This window comes from Streptomyces sp. NPDC050842 (genome assembly GCF_044456565.1).
GTDB lineage: Bacteria > Actinomycetota > Actinomycetes > Streptomycetales > Streptomycetaceae > Streptomyces.
The window spans coordinates 131,605-146,322 of record NZ_JBITGA010000006.1 but is presented as its reverse complement, the minus strand read 5'-3'; the positions used below and the strand labels follow the sequence as shown (position 1 = coordinate 146,322).

The window sequence follows — 14,718 nt, the reverse complement described above, 5'->3', positions numbered from 1 at the left end:
GGGAGAGGTCGACGGAGCCGGTGTGGGACGAGCGGCGGGTCGAGCGGGCGCGGTGACCTCGGGCGGTCGGCGGCGGGTTCGGGCTTCGGTCGGCGGACGGAGTCCGGCGCAGCCGTGCGACGCCGGAGAGGCCCCTTGGGGCCGAGTCGTGCGAGCTCGGCGTCGGGGATTGGTCGAGCGACGGGTCGAGCGGGCCCGGTAGGTCGGCCCGGTCGGCGCGTTTTGACCCGTCCCGGGTGGCGCGGGTACTGTTGCGGTTTGTTATGCGTATTGGCTTCGTCGTTCTCACACGAAGGGCCCTTACGCAGGTTCCCTGGAGCAGTTACCAGTGGCTCGCATACGGGCAGCGTCCCGGCAGTGCAGGCCCAAGCTGCATGATCGCTTCAGGTGTGTCTGGACTCCATCCACTGAAGAAGCGAAGGCTACGAAGTGCGTACGTACAGCCCCAAGCCCGGCGATGTCACTCGCCAGTGGCACATCATCGACGCGCAGGACATCGTCCTGGGCCGTCTGGCGACCACGGCTGCGAACCTCCTCCGAGGCAAGCACAAGCCGATCTACGCCCCGCACATGGACATGGGCGACTTCGTCATCATCATCAACGCTGACAAGGTCCACCTGTCCGGCAACAAGAAGACCCAGAAGCTGGCGTACCGCCACTCCGGCTTCCCGGGTGGTCTCCGCTCCGTCCGTTACGACGAGCTGCTGGAGAAGAACCCCGAGAAGGCCGTCGAGAAGGCCATCAAGGGCATGATCCCCAAGAACACCCTGGGCCGTCAGATGCTCTCGAAGCTGAAGGTCTACGCGGGCCCGAACCACCCGCACGCTGCGCAGCAGCCGGTTGCGTTCGAGATCACCCAGGTCGCGCAGTAGTTCCGGCCACACCCCCTAAGAACGAAAGAAATCTGAGGAGCATCGTGGCCGAGACCACCCCCGAGACCCCCGTCGACGAGTTCGAGGGCGTTGAGGAATACACCACCGAGACCGAGCTCGTCGAGGGTGAGTACACCTCCGAGTCGCTCGCGTCGCGCTTCGGCGACCCGCAGCCGGCCGCCGGCCTGGGCCGTCGCAAGAACGCCATCGCCCGCGTCCGGATCGTTCCGGGCACCGGCAAGTGGAAGATCAACGGTCGCACCCTTGAGGACTACTTCCCCAACAAGGTGCACCAGCAGGAAGTCAACGAGCCCTTCAAGGTGCTCGAGCTCGACAACCGCTACGACGTCATCGCCCGCATCGCGGGTGGCGGTGTCTCCGGCCAGGCCGGCGCCCTGCGCCTCGGTGTGGCCCGTGCGCTGAACGAGGCGGACGTCGAGAACAACCGCCCGGCGCTGAAGAAGGCCGGCTTCCTTTCCCGCGACGACCGTGCGGTCGAGCGCAAGAAGGCCGGTCTCAAGAAGGCCCGTAAGGCCCCGCAGTACAGCAAGCGTTAATCACGCCTGCTCGGACTGTTTTCGTACGCCCCGGCGGCACTGCCCGTGCCGTCGGGGCGTACGTTTTTTCATAACCTTTTTCACCTTCACGTTCATCTTTCATCGGCTTGGGCACGTATTTTCGGAGGACAGCTGTGGGACGACTCTTCGGCACGGACGGCGTGCGCGGCGTCGCCAACGCGGACCTGACGGCGGAGCTTGCGCTCGGTCTCTCGGTCGCGGCGGCGCACGTACTCGCCGAAGCGGGCACCTTCGAAGGCCATCGGCCGACCGCCGTGGTCGGACGGGACCCGCGTGCGTCGGGAGAGTTCCTGGAAGCGGCCGTCGTGGCGGGTCTCGCCAGCGCCGGTGTCGACGTGCTGCGCGTCGGCGTCCTTCCCACCCCCGCCGTGGCCCACCTCACCGGCGTCCTCGGCGCCGACCTCGGCGTGATGCTCTCCGCCAGCCACAACGCGATGCCCGACAACGGCATCAAGTTCTTCGCCCGCGGCGGCCACAAGCTCGCCGACGACCTCGAGGACCGCATCGAGTCCGTGTACGAGGAGCACCGCACCGGCGCTCCCTGGGCGCGCCCGACCGGTGCCGGAGTCGGCCGGGTCCGCGACTACGACGAGGGCTTCGAGACGTACGTCTCCCACCTCCTCACGGTCCTCCCCAACCGTCTCGACGGTCTCAAGGTCGTCCTCGACGAGGCCCACGGCGCCGCCTCCCACGTCTCGCCCGAGGCCTTCACCCGGGCCGGCGCCCAGGTCGTCACCATCGGCGCCGAGCCGGACGGCCTCAACATCAACGACGGCTGCGGCTCCACGCACCTGGGGCTGCTCCGCGCCGCCGTCGTCGAGCACGGCGCCGACCTCGGCATCGCGCACGACGGCGACGCCGACCGCTGCCTCGCCGTGGACGCCGCGGGCAACGAGGTCGACGGCGACCAGATCCTCGCCGTGCTCGCCCTCGCCATGCGCGAGGCCGGCACGCTGCGCGGCGACACCGTCGTCGCGACCGTCATGTCCAACCTGGGCTTCAAGCTCGCCATGGACCGCGAGGGCCTGAACCTCGTCCAGACCGCGGTCGGCGACCGTTACGTCCTGGAGTCCATGAAGGAGCACGGCTACGCGCTCGGCGGCGAGCAGTCCGGGCACGTCATCGTGCTCGACCATGCCACCACCGGCGACGGCACCCTGACCGGCCTGATGCTCGCCGCCCGGATCGCCGCCACCGGAAAGTCCCTCGCGGAGCTCGTCGGCGTGATGGAGCGTCTGCCGCAGATCCTCATCAACGTCCCGGACGTCGACAAGTCCCGCGTGAAGACCTCCGGCGACCTCGCCGCCGCGGTCACCGCCGCCGAGACGGAGCTCGGCGCCACCGGCCGGGTCCTGCTGCGCCCGTCCGGCACCGAGCCGCTCGTCCGCGTCATGGTCGAGGCCGCCGACATCGAGCAGGCCCGCGCGGTCGCGCAGCGCCTGGCGGACGTCGTGAAGTCCGCGCTCGGCTAACCTTTCTGAAGCACCGTCATGCAGAGGAAGGGCCCTGTCGCACCCATGGGGAGCGGCAGGGCTCTTCTCGTTCTCTCCCGGCCCCTCAGGGCTTCGGGGTCGCTTGCGCGTCGCGCCGCCAGCGGCCGCGCTGGGTGCGCCACAGCAGCTTCTGGGCGTACAGGGTCAGCACTCCCGCCAGGATGATGCCGAGGAGGTTGAGCAGCAGCTGCTCGACCGAGCCCCACATCTGGCCGATCTCGCCGTAGCTGAGCGCCACCGCCGCGTTCGCGCCCGCCGGGACCGTCGTCACCGAGATCGCCACGCCCACCAGGGCGCCCGACTTGGAGGACGTGAGCGAGAGCATGCCGGCCACGCCCGCGAGCAGCGCCACGACGAAGGAGAACGGGTCTGGCTGCCAGATGAAGCTGGTGTTGGGGCGGTCCGCGTCCAGCTGCTCCCTGCTGAACAGGTCCAGCGCGTCCATCCCCAGGCTGAAGACCGTCGTGGCGACGATGGCCACCGCGAAGCCGACGAGCAGCGCGATCAGCGAGCGCGCCGCCAGCTTCGGGGCGCGCCGCACCGCCGCCGTACAGATCCCGGCGAGCGGACCGAACTCCGGGCCGACCGCCATCGCGCCCACGATCAGGATCGCGTTGTCGAGGACGACACCGCAGGCCGCGATCATCGTCGCCAGGATCATGAACGCGCTGTACGTGATCGAGAGCGTCGACTCCTCGTGTGTCGCGCCCGTCAGCTGCTCCCAGATCACCGCGTCCGCGGGCTCACCAGGGGCCTCCTTCGCGGCGTCGTCGGCACGCTTGGAGAGGGAGAGGTCGATGTCCTCGACGGCGATCGAGCCGTCCTGATCGATCTTCAGCTCACGCAGCTCGCGCAGGAGTTCGTCGCCCGCCTCGCGGGCCACGTCGCACATGACGACGTCGCCGGCCGGGTCCCGGGCTACGGCCGGCACCACCACCAGGTGTGTGGTGCCGACCGTCGACTCGATGAGGTCGACGGTGGCCTGCGTGCGGTCGGACGGGACGATCAACCGGAGGTGCAGCATGCGGAGAGCTTACGGAGGTCAGAGCTTGCGGAGGCTCAGCCGCTGCACCTTGTGGTCGGGTCCCTTGCGGACGACGAGGGTGGCCCGGCCGCGCGTCGGGGCCACGTTCTCCAGGAGGTTGACCTTGTTGATGGTCCGCCACATCGTGCGGGCGTAGTCGAGGGCCTCCTCCTCGGAGACCTGCGTGTACCGCTGGAAGTACGAGGAGGGGTTCTGGAACGCGGTGTCGCGCAGCTTGCGGAAGCGGTTGAGGTACCAGCGCTCGATGTCCTCCGGCCGCGCGTCCACGTACACCGAGAAGTCAAAGTAGTCGGCGAGACCGACGCGGGTGCGGCCGTCCTTGCCGGGCAGGGCCGGCTGGAGGACGTTCAGCCCCTCCACGATGAGGATGTCGGGGCGGCGGACCACGAGCCGCTCGCCGGGCACGCGGTCGTAGATCAGGTGCGAGTAGACCGGGGCCGTGACCTCCTCCTTGCCCGCCTTGATGTCCGCGACGAACCGGGTGAGCGCCCGGCGGTCGTACGACTCGGGGAACCCCTTGCGGGCCATGAGGCCGCGCGCCTTCAGCTCCTCCATCGGGTAGAGGAAGGCGTCCGTGGTCACCAGCTCCACGCGCGGGTGCTCCGGCCAGCGGGCGAGGAGGGCCTGGAGGAGTCGGGAGACCGTCGACTTGCCGACGGCGACGGAACCGGCGACTCCTATGACGAAGGGCGTGCCGCGCTGCTCCGCGTTCTCGCCGAGGAAGGTGTTGAGGGCGCCGCGGAGGCCGCTGGTGGCCTGCACGTAGAGGTTGAGCAGGCGGGAGAGCGGGAGGTAGACGTCCCGGACCTCGTCGAGGTCGATGACGTCCCCGAGGCCGCGGAGTCGCTCGACCTCGTCGGCGCTGAGGGGGAGGGGCGTCTTGTCGCGGAGGTCGCTCCACTCGGCTCGGGTGAGGTCGACGTACGGGGTCGCCTCGGACGGGCGGCGATGGCCGGTGCCGTTCCGGGGGCTGCCGGTCCCGGCGCCGTCGCGGGGACCTTCTCCGTTGGCGCTTCGTGGCGGCGAAGTGATCACCCCGCCATTGTCGTGGGTCGGCGGCCTCCGTGGGCCGTGGGGTCGGTCACGCGACAAAAGCCTTTGTCCGGCCGCTACCGCAGGGCGATCATGCTCATGCCGCGTGTCCTCGGGGTCTCACGCGGGGGAAGCCGCCGCCAGGCGGCACGAAAAGCACCCGAAGTGCACACGAAGAGCACCCGAAGAGAAGCAGAGAGCCACCACCGATGCGTACGTCCATGAGAAGTGCCGCCGTCGCCGCCACCGCCGTCTCCCTCGCGCTGCTCGTCACCGGCTGCGGTGGCGGGGAGAAGAGCGGCGACCAGGGCAAGGGCGGCGGCAAGGAGACCGCTCCCAGCGCCTCCGCCTCCGCCACGAGCAGCGCACCCGCCAAGGCGCTGTCCGCCGCCGCGCTGGAGAAGCTCATCGTCGAGCAGGCCGACCTGCCGGGCCACCAGGTGCAGAAGGCCAAGGCCGGGGAGATCGCCCTGGCCTCCGCGGTCTCCGCCGACAAGCCGGCCTGCACGCCGCTCGCCCACGCCATGTCGTACATCGCCACCGGGAAGCCGGCGGCGTCCGCGCAGCGCAAGGCCATCGAGGTGCCGAAGACCGAAGGGGCGTCGGCCTCGCCGGAGGACGCCCTGGGGATGCTGACGGCACCGGTGACGGGCGTGACCCTCGGCTCGTACGACGGGCAGGGCGCCCAGGAGGCCTTCGCCTCGCTGAAGACGGCCGGTACGGAGTGCGCGGGCGGCTTCACGCTGATCGGCGGCGGCGAGCGGACGAAGGTCACCAAGATCGCGCCGGAGACGGTGACCGCGGGTGAGGAGTCGCTGGCCTGGACGGTCACGACCGACGTGGACGGCAAGCCCTGGGTCACCAAGCTGGTCGCCTTCCGCCAGGGCAACACCGTGGCCTCGTTCTCCACGCTCAGCTTCGGCGGCACGGTCAAGGCCCTGCCGAAGACCATCGTCGACGCGCAGGTCGCCAAGCTCGGCTGACACCATCCTCGACACCACCCTTCGGCATCACCCTCCAGGGGGGCGGGGTTCGGTCGGCCGCCGACGCGCGGCCGACCGAACTCCGGCCTTCCGGCCCCCTTCCGCCCTAGGCTTCCGACATGTGCGGAATCGTGGGATACGCCGGCGGGCAGTCGGCGCTTGATGTGGTGGTCGCGGGCCTCAAGCGGCTCGAATACCGGGGCTACGACTCGGCCGGTGTCGCGGTGCTCTCCGACGGGGGACTCGCCGCGGCCAAGAAGGCGGGCAAGCTCGTCAACCTGGAGAAGGAGCTCAAGGACCGGCCGCTGGCCGGCGGCTCCGTGGGCATCGGGCACACCCGGTGGGCCACCCACGGCGGGCCGACCGACGTCAACGCGCACCCGCACCTGGACAACGCCGGGCGCGTCGCCGTCGTCCACAACGGCATCATCGAGAACTTCGCCGCCCTGCGCGCCGAGCTCGCCGAACGCGGCCACGACCTGGCGTCCGAGACCGACACCGAGGTCGTCGCCCACCTCCTCGCCGAGGAGTTCTCCTCCGCCGGGGACCTGGCGGAGGCCATGCGGCTCGTCTGCCGCCGGCTCGACGGGGCCTTCACCCTGGTCGCCGTCCACGCCGACCAGCCCGACGTGGTCGTCGGCGCACGCCGGAACTCCCCGCTCGTCGTCGGCGTCGGCGAGGGCGAGAACTTCCTCGCCTCCGACGTGTCCGCCTTCATCGCCCACACCCGCTCGGCGATCGAACTCGGCCAGGACCAGGTCGTCGAGCTCACCCGGGACGCCGTCACCGTCACCGACTTCGACGGAGTGCCCGCCGACGTACGGGCCTACCACGTCGACTGGGACGCCTCCGCCGCCGAGAAGGGCGGCTACGACTACTTCATGCTCAAGGAGATCGCCGAGCAGCCCAAGGCCGTCGCCGACACCCTCCTCGGGCGGATCGACGGGGCCGGCCGGCTCACCCTCGACGAGGTGCGCATCCCCGACGCCGTGCTCCGCGAGGCCGACAAGGTCGTCATCATCGCCTGCGGCACCGCCTTCCACGCCGGCCTCATCGCCAAGTACGCCATCGAGCACTGGACCCGCATCCCCTGCGAGGTCGAGCTCGCCAGCGAGTTCCGCTACCGGGATCCGATCCTCGGACAGAAGACCCTGGTCATCGCCATCTCGCAGTCCGGCGAGACCATGGACACGCTGATGGCGCTCCGGCACGCCCGGGAGCAGGGCGCCAAGGTCCTCGCCGTGTGCAACACGAACGGGTCGACGATTCCGCGTGAGTCCGACGCCGTGCTGTACACCCACGCCGGGCCCGAGGTCGCCGTCGCCTCGACGAAGGCCTTCCTCACGCAGCTCGTCGCCTGCTATCTGCTCGCGCTGTACCTCGGGCAGGTGCGCGGCACCAAGTGGGGCGACGAGATCCACGCCGTGGTGCGTGAGCTCGCGCGGATCGGCGACGAGGTCGAGCGGGTCCTGGAGACCATGGAGCCGGTACGCGCTCTCGCCCGCTCCCTGGCCCACAAGAACACCGTCCTCTTCCTCGGCCGGCACGTCGGCTACCCGGTGGCCCTGGAAGGCGCGCTGAAGCTCAAGGAGCTCGCGTACATGCACGCCGAGGGCTTCGCGGCCGGAGAGCTCAAGCACGGGCCGATCGCGCTCATCGAGGAGGACCTGCCGGTCGTCGTCGTGGTGCCCTCGCCCAAGGGCCGCTCCGTCCTGCACGACAAGATCGTCTCCAACATCCAGGAGATCCGGGCCCGCGGTGCGCGGACCATCGTGATCGCCGAGGAGGGCGACGAGGAGGTCGTCCCGTACGCCGACCACCTCATCCGGATCCCCGCGACGCCTACGCTGCTCCAGCCGCTGGTCTCCACGGTGCCGCTCCAGGTCTTCGCCTGCGAGCTCGCCACCGCGCGGGGCAACGAGGTCGACCAGCCGCGCAACCTGGCCAAGTCGGTGACCGTGGAGTGAGTGGGAAATGATCATTGGGGTGGGGATCGACGTGGCGGAGATCGACCGCTTCGGCGCGTCGATCGAGCGCACACCGGGGCTGCTCCGGCGCCTCTTCGTCGAGGGGGAGCTGCTGCTCCCCAGCGGCGAACGGCGCGGGGTGGCCTCGCTCGCGGTGCGGTTCGCCGCGAAGGAGGCGCTGGCGAAGGCGCTCGGCGCGCCGGGCGGGCTGCACTGGACGGACGCCGAGGTGTACGTCGAGGAGACCGGGCAGCCGCGGCTGCGGGTGTGCGGGACGGTGGCGGCGCGGGCGGCGGAGCTGGGCGTGAAGCGCTGGCACGTCTCGCTGAGCCATGACGCGGGGGTGGCGTCGGCGGTGGTGATCGCCGAGGCGTGATCCTCTCGGGATGTACGAGCCCGGGGCCCGGCCGTTTCCACGGTCGGGCCCCGGGCCGTGTGGCGCGCGACTGCCAGGGCCGGCGACAGGTTGCGTGTGCCGCGCGCGTCTAGGGGGTGTCGTCCTCGGCTGCTGTCGCTCTGCGGCGGCGGGAGAGGACGAGGGCCGCGCCGCCCAGGGCGGCGAGGCTCGCTGCCGCGAGGGTGACGGGGAGGACGCGGCTGCCGGTGGTGGCGAGGCCGGCGGCGGCTCCTCCGTTGGGGGTGGTGTTGGTGTTGGTGTTGGTGTTGGTGGTGGTGTCGGTGTCAGGGGTGGTGGCTTCGGTGGTGTCTGGGGTCGAGGGTGGTGCCGTTGTTCCGGGTGGCGGTGTGGTCGCGGTCGCCGTTTCCGTCGCCGTCGTGGACTCCGAGGGCGTCGGGGTCTGTTCCGGAGTCGGGGCGGTCGTGGGGGTGGTCGCGGTCGGTGTCGGTTCTGTCGGCGTCGGTTCCGTCGGTGTTGGCTCCGTGGTCGTCGGGTCCGTCGGGTCCGTCGGGTCCGTCGGGTCCGTCGGGTCCGGGGTCGGTTCGTTCGTTTCCGTCGGGGTGGGCTCCGGGGTCGGTTCCGGAGGTGCCTTCCGTACCGTCTGGGTGACCGCTCCGCCCGCCACCGTGTAGAGCGTGTGCTCCTCCGGGTCCAGGGCGAGCGCCGCGGGCCGTTCGCCCGTCGTGATCGTCTCCGTCACCTCGCCCTTCGCCGGGTCGACCACCGCCACGGACGAGGCGCCGGTCCGCGCCGCGTACAGGGTCGCGGTCCCCGGGTCGTACGCGAGGGCCTTCGGGTTGCCGTCGACGGCGACCGTGCCGGTGACCTCCCGCTCCTCCAGATCGACGACCGAGACCGTACCCGCGGCCAGGTTGGCCACGTATCCCGTGCGGTCCACCGGGTCGACGGTGACGCCCATGCTGCCGAGGGCGGTCGTGCCGAGGCTGACCGTGCCCGTGAGGCGGCCGGTGGTGCCGTCGACGGCGTTGAGGACGTTGCGGTAGACGACGGAGCCGTTCTCGACGGCGCCGCCGACGTAGGTCGCGTACCCGGTGTGGTGGGTGGTGTCGACGGCGAGTCCGGCCGGGTGGAAGGGGAGGACGACGGGGCCGCCCACGGGCGTGCCGGTGGCCGTGTCGTACACCGTCACCGATTTGGCGGCCTGGTTGCCGACGTACAGCCGTCCCTGCCCCGGGTCGGCGGCGAGGTGGGTGACGCTGCCGTCGATCGCGATGCGGTGGTCGGTGAGGGCGCGGCTCGCGGTGTCGTAGGCGGCGATACGGGTCGACAGGCCGAGGTGGAGCGTGCCGCCGGCGCCGAGGGCCATCACCGTGGCCGGGGCCGGGAGTTCGACGGGGTCGCCGACGGGGGTTCCGGTCGCGGTGTCGTAGGCCGTGAGGCGGTGGGCCGTGCCGTCGCTGCTGCTGACGTAGAGGCGGTCGGCGGCCGGGTCGACCTCGGCGTCCAGGGCGCTGCCGGAGGGCGGGGTGAGGGTGCGGAGGTTCTCGTGGAGGGTTTCGGAGAGGTTCTCGGGGAGGTTCTCGGGGAGGTGTGGTGGCGGCGTCGCCGCCGTGCTCGCGAGGACGAGCACGGCGGCGGCCGTCAGGAGGGTGGTTCTCACTGGAAGGTCACCGGCACGTAGACGTCGTACTTCCGGTCGGAGCTGTCGAAGTGGTCCGCGCGGGTGACGATCGCGCAGGTCACGCCCGCCTGGCCGCAGGTGACGGTGTCGGAGATCTTGGCCTTGACGTGGATCTGGACGGAGAAGGAGCCGAGGCCGCCGGACTCGGTGAAGGGGGAGGAGTTGGACGGGGACATCCAGTACCAGTCGCTGTTCACCCAGTGGGAGGCGCCGGTGGTGCCGGTCTCGTCCTGGCCGCCGAGGCAGGGGGTGGGCTTGCTGTTCCAGGTGGTCGGGTCCGCGGTGTTCACCCCCGCGGGTATCGCGCAGAGACCCACGTAGACGCCCTGGTCGGGGTTGTAGCCGGAGCCGGTGACGGTGACGTTGGTGCCGGTCGCGGCGGCGGTGTTCGGGGCGGTGAGGGAGAGGTTGTAGGTGCGGGTGCCGTCGGTGACGGTGCGGCCGGCGGTGGCCGCGGAGGCGGCGCCGGCGAGGCCGACGGTGAGGGCGGCGGCGGAGGCGAGGGTGAGGGCGGTGCGGGCGAGGGTGCGGGTGGTGCGGTGGTTGCGGGTGTGGGGGCTCGTGCGCATGGCGAAGCTGCCTTTCCAGGCGGTGGCTAGTTAGGTAAGGCAAACCTAAGTTGATCGGTGAGGGGGCGTCAACCCTCCTCCTCGGGCAGGCGCTTGGGCGCTCCGGGCGAGCGGCCGAGGACTGCGGCAGACTGCTGGGCATGCGTACCGCTCACCGCGTGGAGACCGTCCGGGCCGCCGAGGCCGCACTCAAGGCCCGCCTCCCGGAAGGCGCCCTGATGCAGCGGGCCGCCGCCGGACTCGCCGCCGCCTGCGCCGGGTTGCTGCCGCGGGTGTACGGGGCGAGGGTCGTGCTGCTCGTCGGCAGCGGCGACAACGGCGGCGACGCCCTGTACGCCGGCGCCCGGCTCGCCCGGCGGGGGGCCGGCGTCACGGCCGTACTGCTCGGGGAGCGCGCCCACGAGGGCGGGCTCGCCGCGCTCCGGGCGGCGGGCGGGCGGATCGCCGACGACCCCTTCGAGGCGCTCGCCGTCGCCGACCTCGTCCTCGACGGCATCACCGGCATCGGGGGGCAGGGCGGGCTCCGGCCCGACGCCGTCCCCGTCGCCCGGGCCGCGCGCGGCTCCGACGCGGTCGTCGTCGCCGTCGACCTGCCGAGCGGCGTCGACGCCGACACGGGCGAGGTGACGGGGGAGGCGCTGCGTGCCGACGTGACGGTGACCTTCGGGACGTACAAGCCCGGGCTGCTCGTCGACCCGGCGCGGGAGTACGCGGGGGCGCTGCGGCTCGTCGACATCGGGCTCGGCCCCTACCTCCCCGGGGTGCCGGAGACGGAGGCCCTCCAGCACGAGGACGTCGCGCGGCTGCTGCCCGTGCCGGGCGCCGAGAGCGACAAGTACCGGCGCGGGGTCCTCGGCGTCGTCGCCGGCTCCACCCGCTACCCGGGCGCGGCGGTCCTCGCGGTGGCGGGGGCGCTGCGGGGCGGGGCGGGGGCCGTGCGGTACGTCGGGCCCGCGGGGGACGCGGTGCTCGCGCGGTACCCGGAGACGCTGGTGCACTCCGGGCGGCCGGAGAAGGCCGGGCGGGTGCAGGCGTGGGTCGTCGGGCCCGGGCTCGGCGAGGGGCCCGGGCCCGTCGTCGCGGTCGCCGAGGTCCTCGCCTCCGACGTGCCGGTCCTCGTCGACGCCGACGGTCTGCGGGGCCTCGACCCGGCGGCGGTACGGGCCCGTCGCCCCGCATCGACCCTGCTCACCCCCCACGCGGGGGAGGCGGCGGCGCTGCTGGGCGTCGCCCGCGAGGAAGTCGAGGCGGGACGGCTCACGGCGGTACGGGAGCTGGCGGGGCGGTTCGGGGCGACGGTGCTGCTCAAGGGGTCGACGACGCTGGTGTGCGGGCCGGGCGGCGGGCCCGTACGGGTGAACGCGACGGGCACGCCGTGGCTGGCGACGGCCGGGAGCGGGGACGTCCTGTCGGGTCTCGCGGGGTCGCTGCTGGCGGCGGGGCTGCCGGTGGTGGAGGCGGCGTCGGCGGCGGCGTACCTGCACGGGTTGGCGGCGCGGCGGGCGTCGGGGAGTGCGGGGGGCCCGGGGGGTGGTCGGACTGCGGGGGGTGGTGCGGGGCCGGTGACGGCGGGCGAGGTGGCGGAGTCCCTGCGGGGGGCGTGGCGGGACGTGGTGGCGCCGGTGTCGTAGGCGGGGCGGGTCTTTCCCCCACCCCGCCCCTTCCCGAAACCCTGCCGGGGGCTGGTGGGGGTGGGGGAGTTGTTTCCCGGGGGCTGCGCCCCCGGACCCCAGCCGGGCGCGTGCGCCCGCTGCGCGGCGCGGTGCGTGGGATCGGTCCCGCCCGGGGGCGCACGCTTCGCGGCGCCCCTGTCGGGGGCGGCACCCGCCCCGGTGCTCCACGGCGTGCGCTGTGGTGGGTTCGGGCGGCGGCCAGTCGGGCGAACCCGTTGGACCGGCCGTGGGATCCGGCGCGCTGGGAGCGCGCCGCGGGGATTGGGTGGGTGGGGTGATCAGTTGGAGAAGTCGTACCGCGCCGCTGTTGTTCGCCCTCGCCACCGTCCTCGCCTTCGGGCCGACGGCGGCCCTCGCCGATACGCCTCAGCCCCTCGCGCCCGCCGCCGACTCGCCCGAGCCCGCCGCCGATTCCCCCTCGGCCGAGCCCGAGCCCGAGCCCGTACCCGACTTGCCCGCCGCCGACTCGCCCGAGCCCGTACCCGACTCGCCCGAGCCCGTACCCGACTCGTCCGCCCCCGACTCCGTCGAGCCGCTCGTGCCCGGGGTGCCCGGGGGTGGGCGGGCCGAGTATCCGATGGATACGCCCGATCAGGTGCTGCCTCCGCTGCAGTCCCAGGGGGACGTTCCCGTGCCCGAGCCGGAGGGGGGCGTGGACGAGTTGGTCGAGTTTCTGCCGCGGAGTGCCGTCGGGGCCGCCTGCACCGCCACCACCGGGACCTATCAGCGGCAGGTCGAGCGGCTGCTCAGGCTGACGGTCGACGGGAAGCAGTCGGCCGCCGACTGCAGGGCCATCAGGGCCTTTCAGGTGAAGGAGAAGATCAAGCCCGCCATCGGGTACGCCGGGCCCGTCACCTGGGCCCGGGCCGAGTTGCTCGCCGCGCGGAAGAACCTCGACCCGGGGCGGCGCTGCCCCGTCAAGAAGTACGCCGTGGCCTGCGTCGATCTCGACCGGCAGCTCATGTGGGTGCGGAAGGACAAGAAGGTGACGTTCCCGGTCGTGAATGTGCGGAGTGGGCGGGCCGGGTATGCGACACGGACCGGGTGGCACACCGTCTACTGGCGTCACAAGGACCACTGGTCGTCCATCTACAACACCCCCATGCCCTACTCCCAGTTCTTCAGCGGCGGCCAGGCCTTCCACGCCGTCTACGGGCAGATCGCCACGCCCACCGGCAGCCGGGGCTGCGTCAATCTCAGCTACGGCAACGCCGGGAAACTCTGGGACGTCCTGCGCAAGGGTGACCGGGTCTACATCTGGGGGAAGCGGCCCGGTGGCTGACACCTGAGAGACTGGGCGCGATGACTGAGACACCTCCGCCCCGCAGAGCCCGCGCCGAGATCGACCTCGGCGCGCTGCGTGCGAACGTCCGCACGCTGCGCGCCCGCGTCGCCCCCCACGTCCGGATCATGGCCGTGGTCAAGGCCGACGCGTACGGACACGGCGCCGTGCGCTGTGCCCGCGCCGCCCTGGACGCGGGCGCGGACTGGCTCGGCACGGCCACCCCGCACGAGGCGCTCGCCCTGCGCGCCGCCGGGATCACCGACGTCCCCGTCATGTGCTGGCTCTGGACCCCCGGCGACCCCTGGGACCAGGGCATCGAGGCCGGGCTCGACATGTCCGTGAGCGGGATGTGGGCCTTGGAGGAGGTCGTCGAGGCCGCGCGAGCGACCGGGAAGACGGCGCGTATCCAGCTCAAGGCCGATACCGGGCTCGGGCGCAACGGCTGTCAGCCCGCCGACTGGCCCGAGCTGGTCGGCGCCGCGCTGAAGGCCGAGGTCGACGGGCTCGTCAAGGTCACCGGGCTCTGGTCGCACCTCGCCTGCGCCGACGAGCCCCACCACCCCTCCATCGCCGCCCAGCTCGATGTGTTCCGCGCGATGCTCGACCACGCCGAGAAGGCCGGCGTCCGGCCCGAGGTCCGGCACATCGCGAACTCGCCGGCCACCCTCACCCTGCCCGAGGCCCACTTCGACCTGGTCCGGCCCGGCATCGCCCTGTACGGCGTCTCGCCCAGCCCCGAGCTCGGCACCTCCGCCGAGCTGGGGCTCCGGCCCGTCATGTCGCTCAAGGCGAGCGTCGCGCTCGTCAAGCACGTGCCCGCCGGGCACGGGGTGAGTTACGGGCACCACTACGTCACCGGGGACGAGACCACGCTCGGTCTCGTGCCGCTCGGGTACGCCGACGGCGTTCCCCGGCACGCGTCCGGGCGCGGGCCCGTCCTCGTCGGCGACACCGTCCGTACGGTCGCCGGGCGCGTCGCCATGGACCAGTTCGTCGTCGACCTCGGCGGGGACACCCCCGAGCCGGGCACCGAGGCCGTGCTCTTCGGCCCCGGCGACCGGGGTGAGCCGACCGCCGAGGACTGGGCCGTGGCCGCCGACACCATCGCGTACGAGATCGTCACCCGGATCGGCGCGCGCGTCCCGCGCGTCTACCTGGACGAACAGACGTAGAGGGGTTCC

At 72.3% G+C, this 14,718-nt stretch carries 13 protein-coding genes; 9 read left to right on the top strand and 4 right to left on the bottom strand.

All coding sequences use genetic code 11. The features are described from left to right. The first annotated feature begins 429 nt into the window (after window positions 1-429). From rplM to glmM, 3 genes are all read left to right on the top strand, one after another. Complete coding sequence (gene rplM, locus ACIBG6_RS21310) at window positions 430-873, top strand: 50S ribosomal protein L13 (RefSeq protein WP_376412992.1); 444 nt, start codon at window positions 430-432, stop codon at window positions 871-873. Window positions 874-917: 44 nt separating this feature from the next. After that, window positions 918-1,430 carry a 30S ribosomal protein S9 gene (gene rpsI / locus ACIBG6_RS21305; RefSeq protein ID WP_015035601.1) on the top strand — a complete coding sequence of 171 codons (513 nt, stop codon included), beginning with the start codon at window positions 918-920 and terminating at the stop codon, window positions 1,428-1,430. Window positions 1,431-1,564: 134 nt separating this feature from the next. Then, the gene (glmM, locus tag ACIBG6_RS21300) at window positions 1,565-2,923 is read left to right on the top strand and encodes a phosphoglucosamine mutase (RefSeq protein ID WP_399224151.1); all 1,359 of its coding nucleotides are present in this window, start codon (window positions 1,565-1,567) and stop codon (window positions 2,921-2,923) included. Window positions 2,924-3,008: 85 nt separating this feature from the next. On the opposite strand, the gene ACIBG6_RS21295 is transcribed toward glmM, so the two are convergent. Together ACIBG6_RS21295 and coaA are read right to left on the bottom strand one after the other, a co-directional pair. Continuing rightward, a complete protein-coding gene (locus tag ACIBG6_RS21295) occupies window positions 3,009-3,968 on the bottom strand; it encodes a DUF389 domain-containing protein (protein ID WP_399224150.1) in 960 nt (319 codons plus the stop codon). 18 nt (window positions 3,969-3,986) lie between these two features. Next, window positions 3,987-5,024: a type I pantothenate kinase gene (gene coaA, locus ACIBG6_RS21290; RefSeq protein WP_399224149.1), complete on the bottom strand. Its 1,038-nt coding sequence runs from the start codon at window positions 5,022-5,024 to the stop codon at window positions 3,987-3,989. A gap of 218 nt (window positions 5,025-5,242) precedes the next feature. Here coaA and ACIBG6_RS21285 point away from each other — a divergent pair, with 218 nt between their 5' ends. From ACIBG6_RS21285 to ACIBG6_RS21275, 3 genes are all read left to right on the top strand, one after another. Then, the gene (locus tag ACIBG6_RS21285; protein WP_399224148.1) at window positions 5,243-6,004 is read left to right on the top strand and encodes a hypothetical protein; all 762 of its coding nucleotides are present in this window, start codon (window positions 5,243-5,245) and stop codon (window positions 6,002-6,004) included. Window positions 6,005-6,123: 119 nt separating this feature from the next. Further along, window positions 6,124-7,971, top strand: coding sequence for a glutamine--fructose-6-phosphate transaminase (isomerizing) (glmS, locus tag ACIBG6_RS21280; RefSeq protein WP_399224147.1), 1,848 nt, complete (start codon window positions 6,124-6,126; stop codon window positions 7,969-7,971). A gap of 7 nt (window positions 7,972-7,978) precedes the next feature. Further along, complete coding sequence (locus tag ACIBG6_RS21275; RefSeq protein ID WP_399224146.1) at window positions 7,979-8,347, top strand: holo-ACP synthase; 369 nt, start codon at window positions 7,979-7,981, stop codon at window positions 8,345-8,347. A 109-nt stretch (window positions 8,348-8,456) separates the two neighbouring features. Here ACIBG6_RS21275 and ACIBG6_RS21270 read toward each other — a convergent pair whose 3' ends face one another. Further along, window positions 8,457-9,989, bottom strand: coding sequence for a hypothetical protein (locus ACIBG6_RS21270; RefSeq protein WP_399224145.1), 1,533 nt, complete (start codon window positions 9,987-9,989; stop codon window positions 8,457-8,459). Further along, a complete protein-coding gene (locus ACIBG6_RS21265) occupies window positions 9,986-10,579 on the bottom strand; it encodes a hypothetical protein (RefSeq protein WP_399224144.1) in 594 nt (197 codons plus the stop codon). The genes ACIBG6_RS21270 and ACIBG6_RS21265 overlap by 4 nt, the downstream gene beginning before the upstream one ends. Window positions 10,580-10,719: 140 nt before the next feature. Here ACIBG6_RS21265 and ACIBG6_RS21260 point away from each other — a divergent pair, with 140 nt between their 5' ends. From ACIBG6_RS21260 to alr, 3 genes are all read left to right on the top strand, one after another. Continuing rightward, the gene (locus tag ACIBG6_RS21260) at window positions 10,720-12,210 is read left to right on the top strand and encodes an NAD(P)H-hydrate dehydratase (RefSeq protein ID WP_399224143.1); all 1,491 of its coding nucleotides are present in this window, start codon (window positions 10,720-10,722) and stop codon (window positions 12,208-12,210) included. A 493-nt stretch (window positions 12,211-12,703) separates the two neighbouring features. After that, on the top strand, window positions 12,704-13,534 hold the full coding sequence (locus tag ACIBG6_RS21255) for a L,D-transpeptidase family protein (RefSeq protein WP_399224516.1): 831 nt from the start codon (window positions 12,704-12,706) through the stop codon (window positions 13,532-13,534). Between the two features lie 20 nt (window positions 13,535-13,554). After that, the gene (alr, locus tag ACIBG6_RS21250) at window positions 13,555-14,709 is read left to right on the top strand and encodes an alanine racemase (protein ID WP_399224142.1); all 1,155 of its coding nucleotides are present in this window, start codon (window positions 13,555-13,557) and stop codon (window positions 14,707-14,709) included. Window positions 14,710-14,718: the final 9 nt, after the last annotated feature.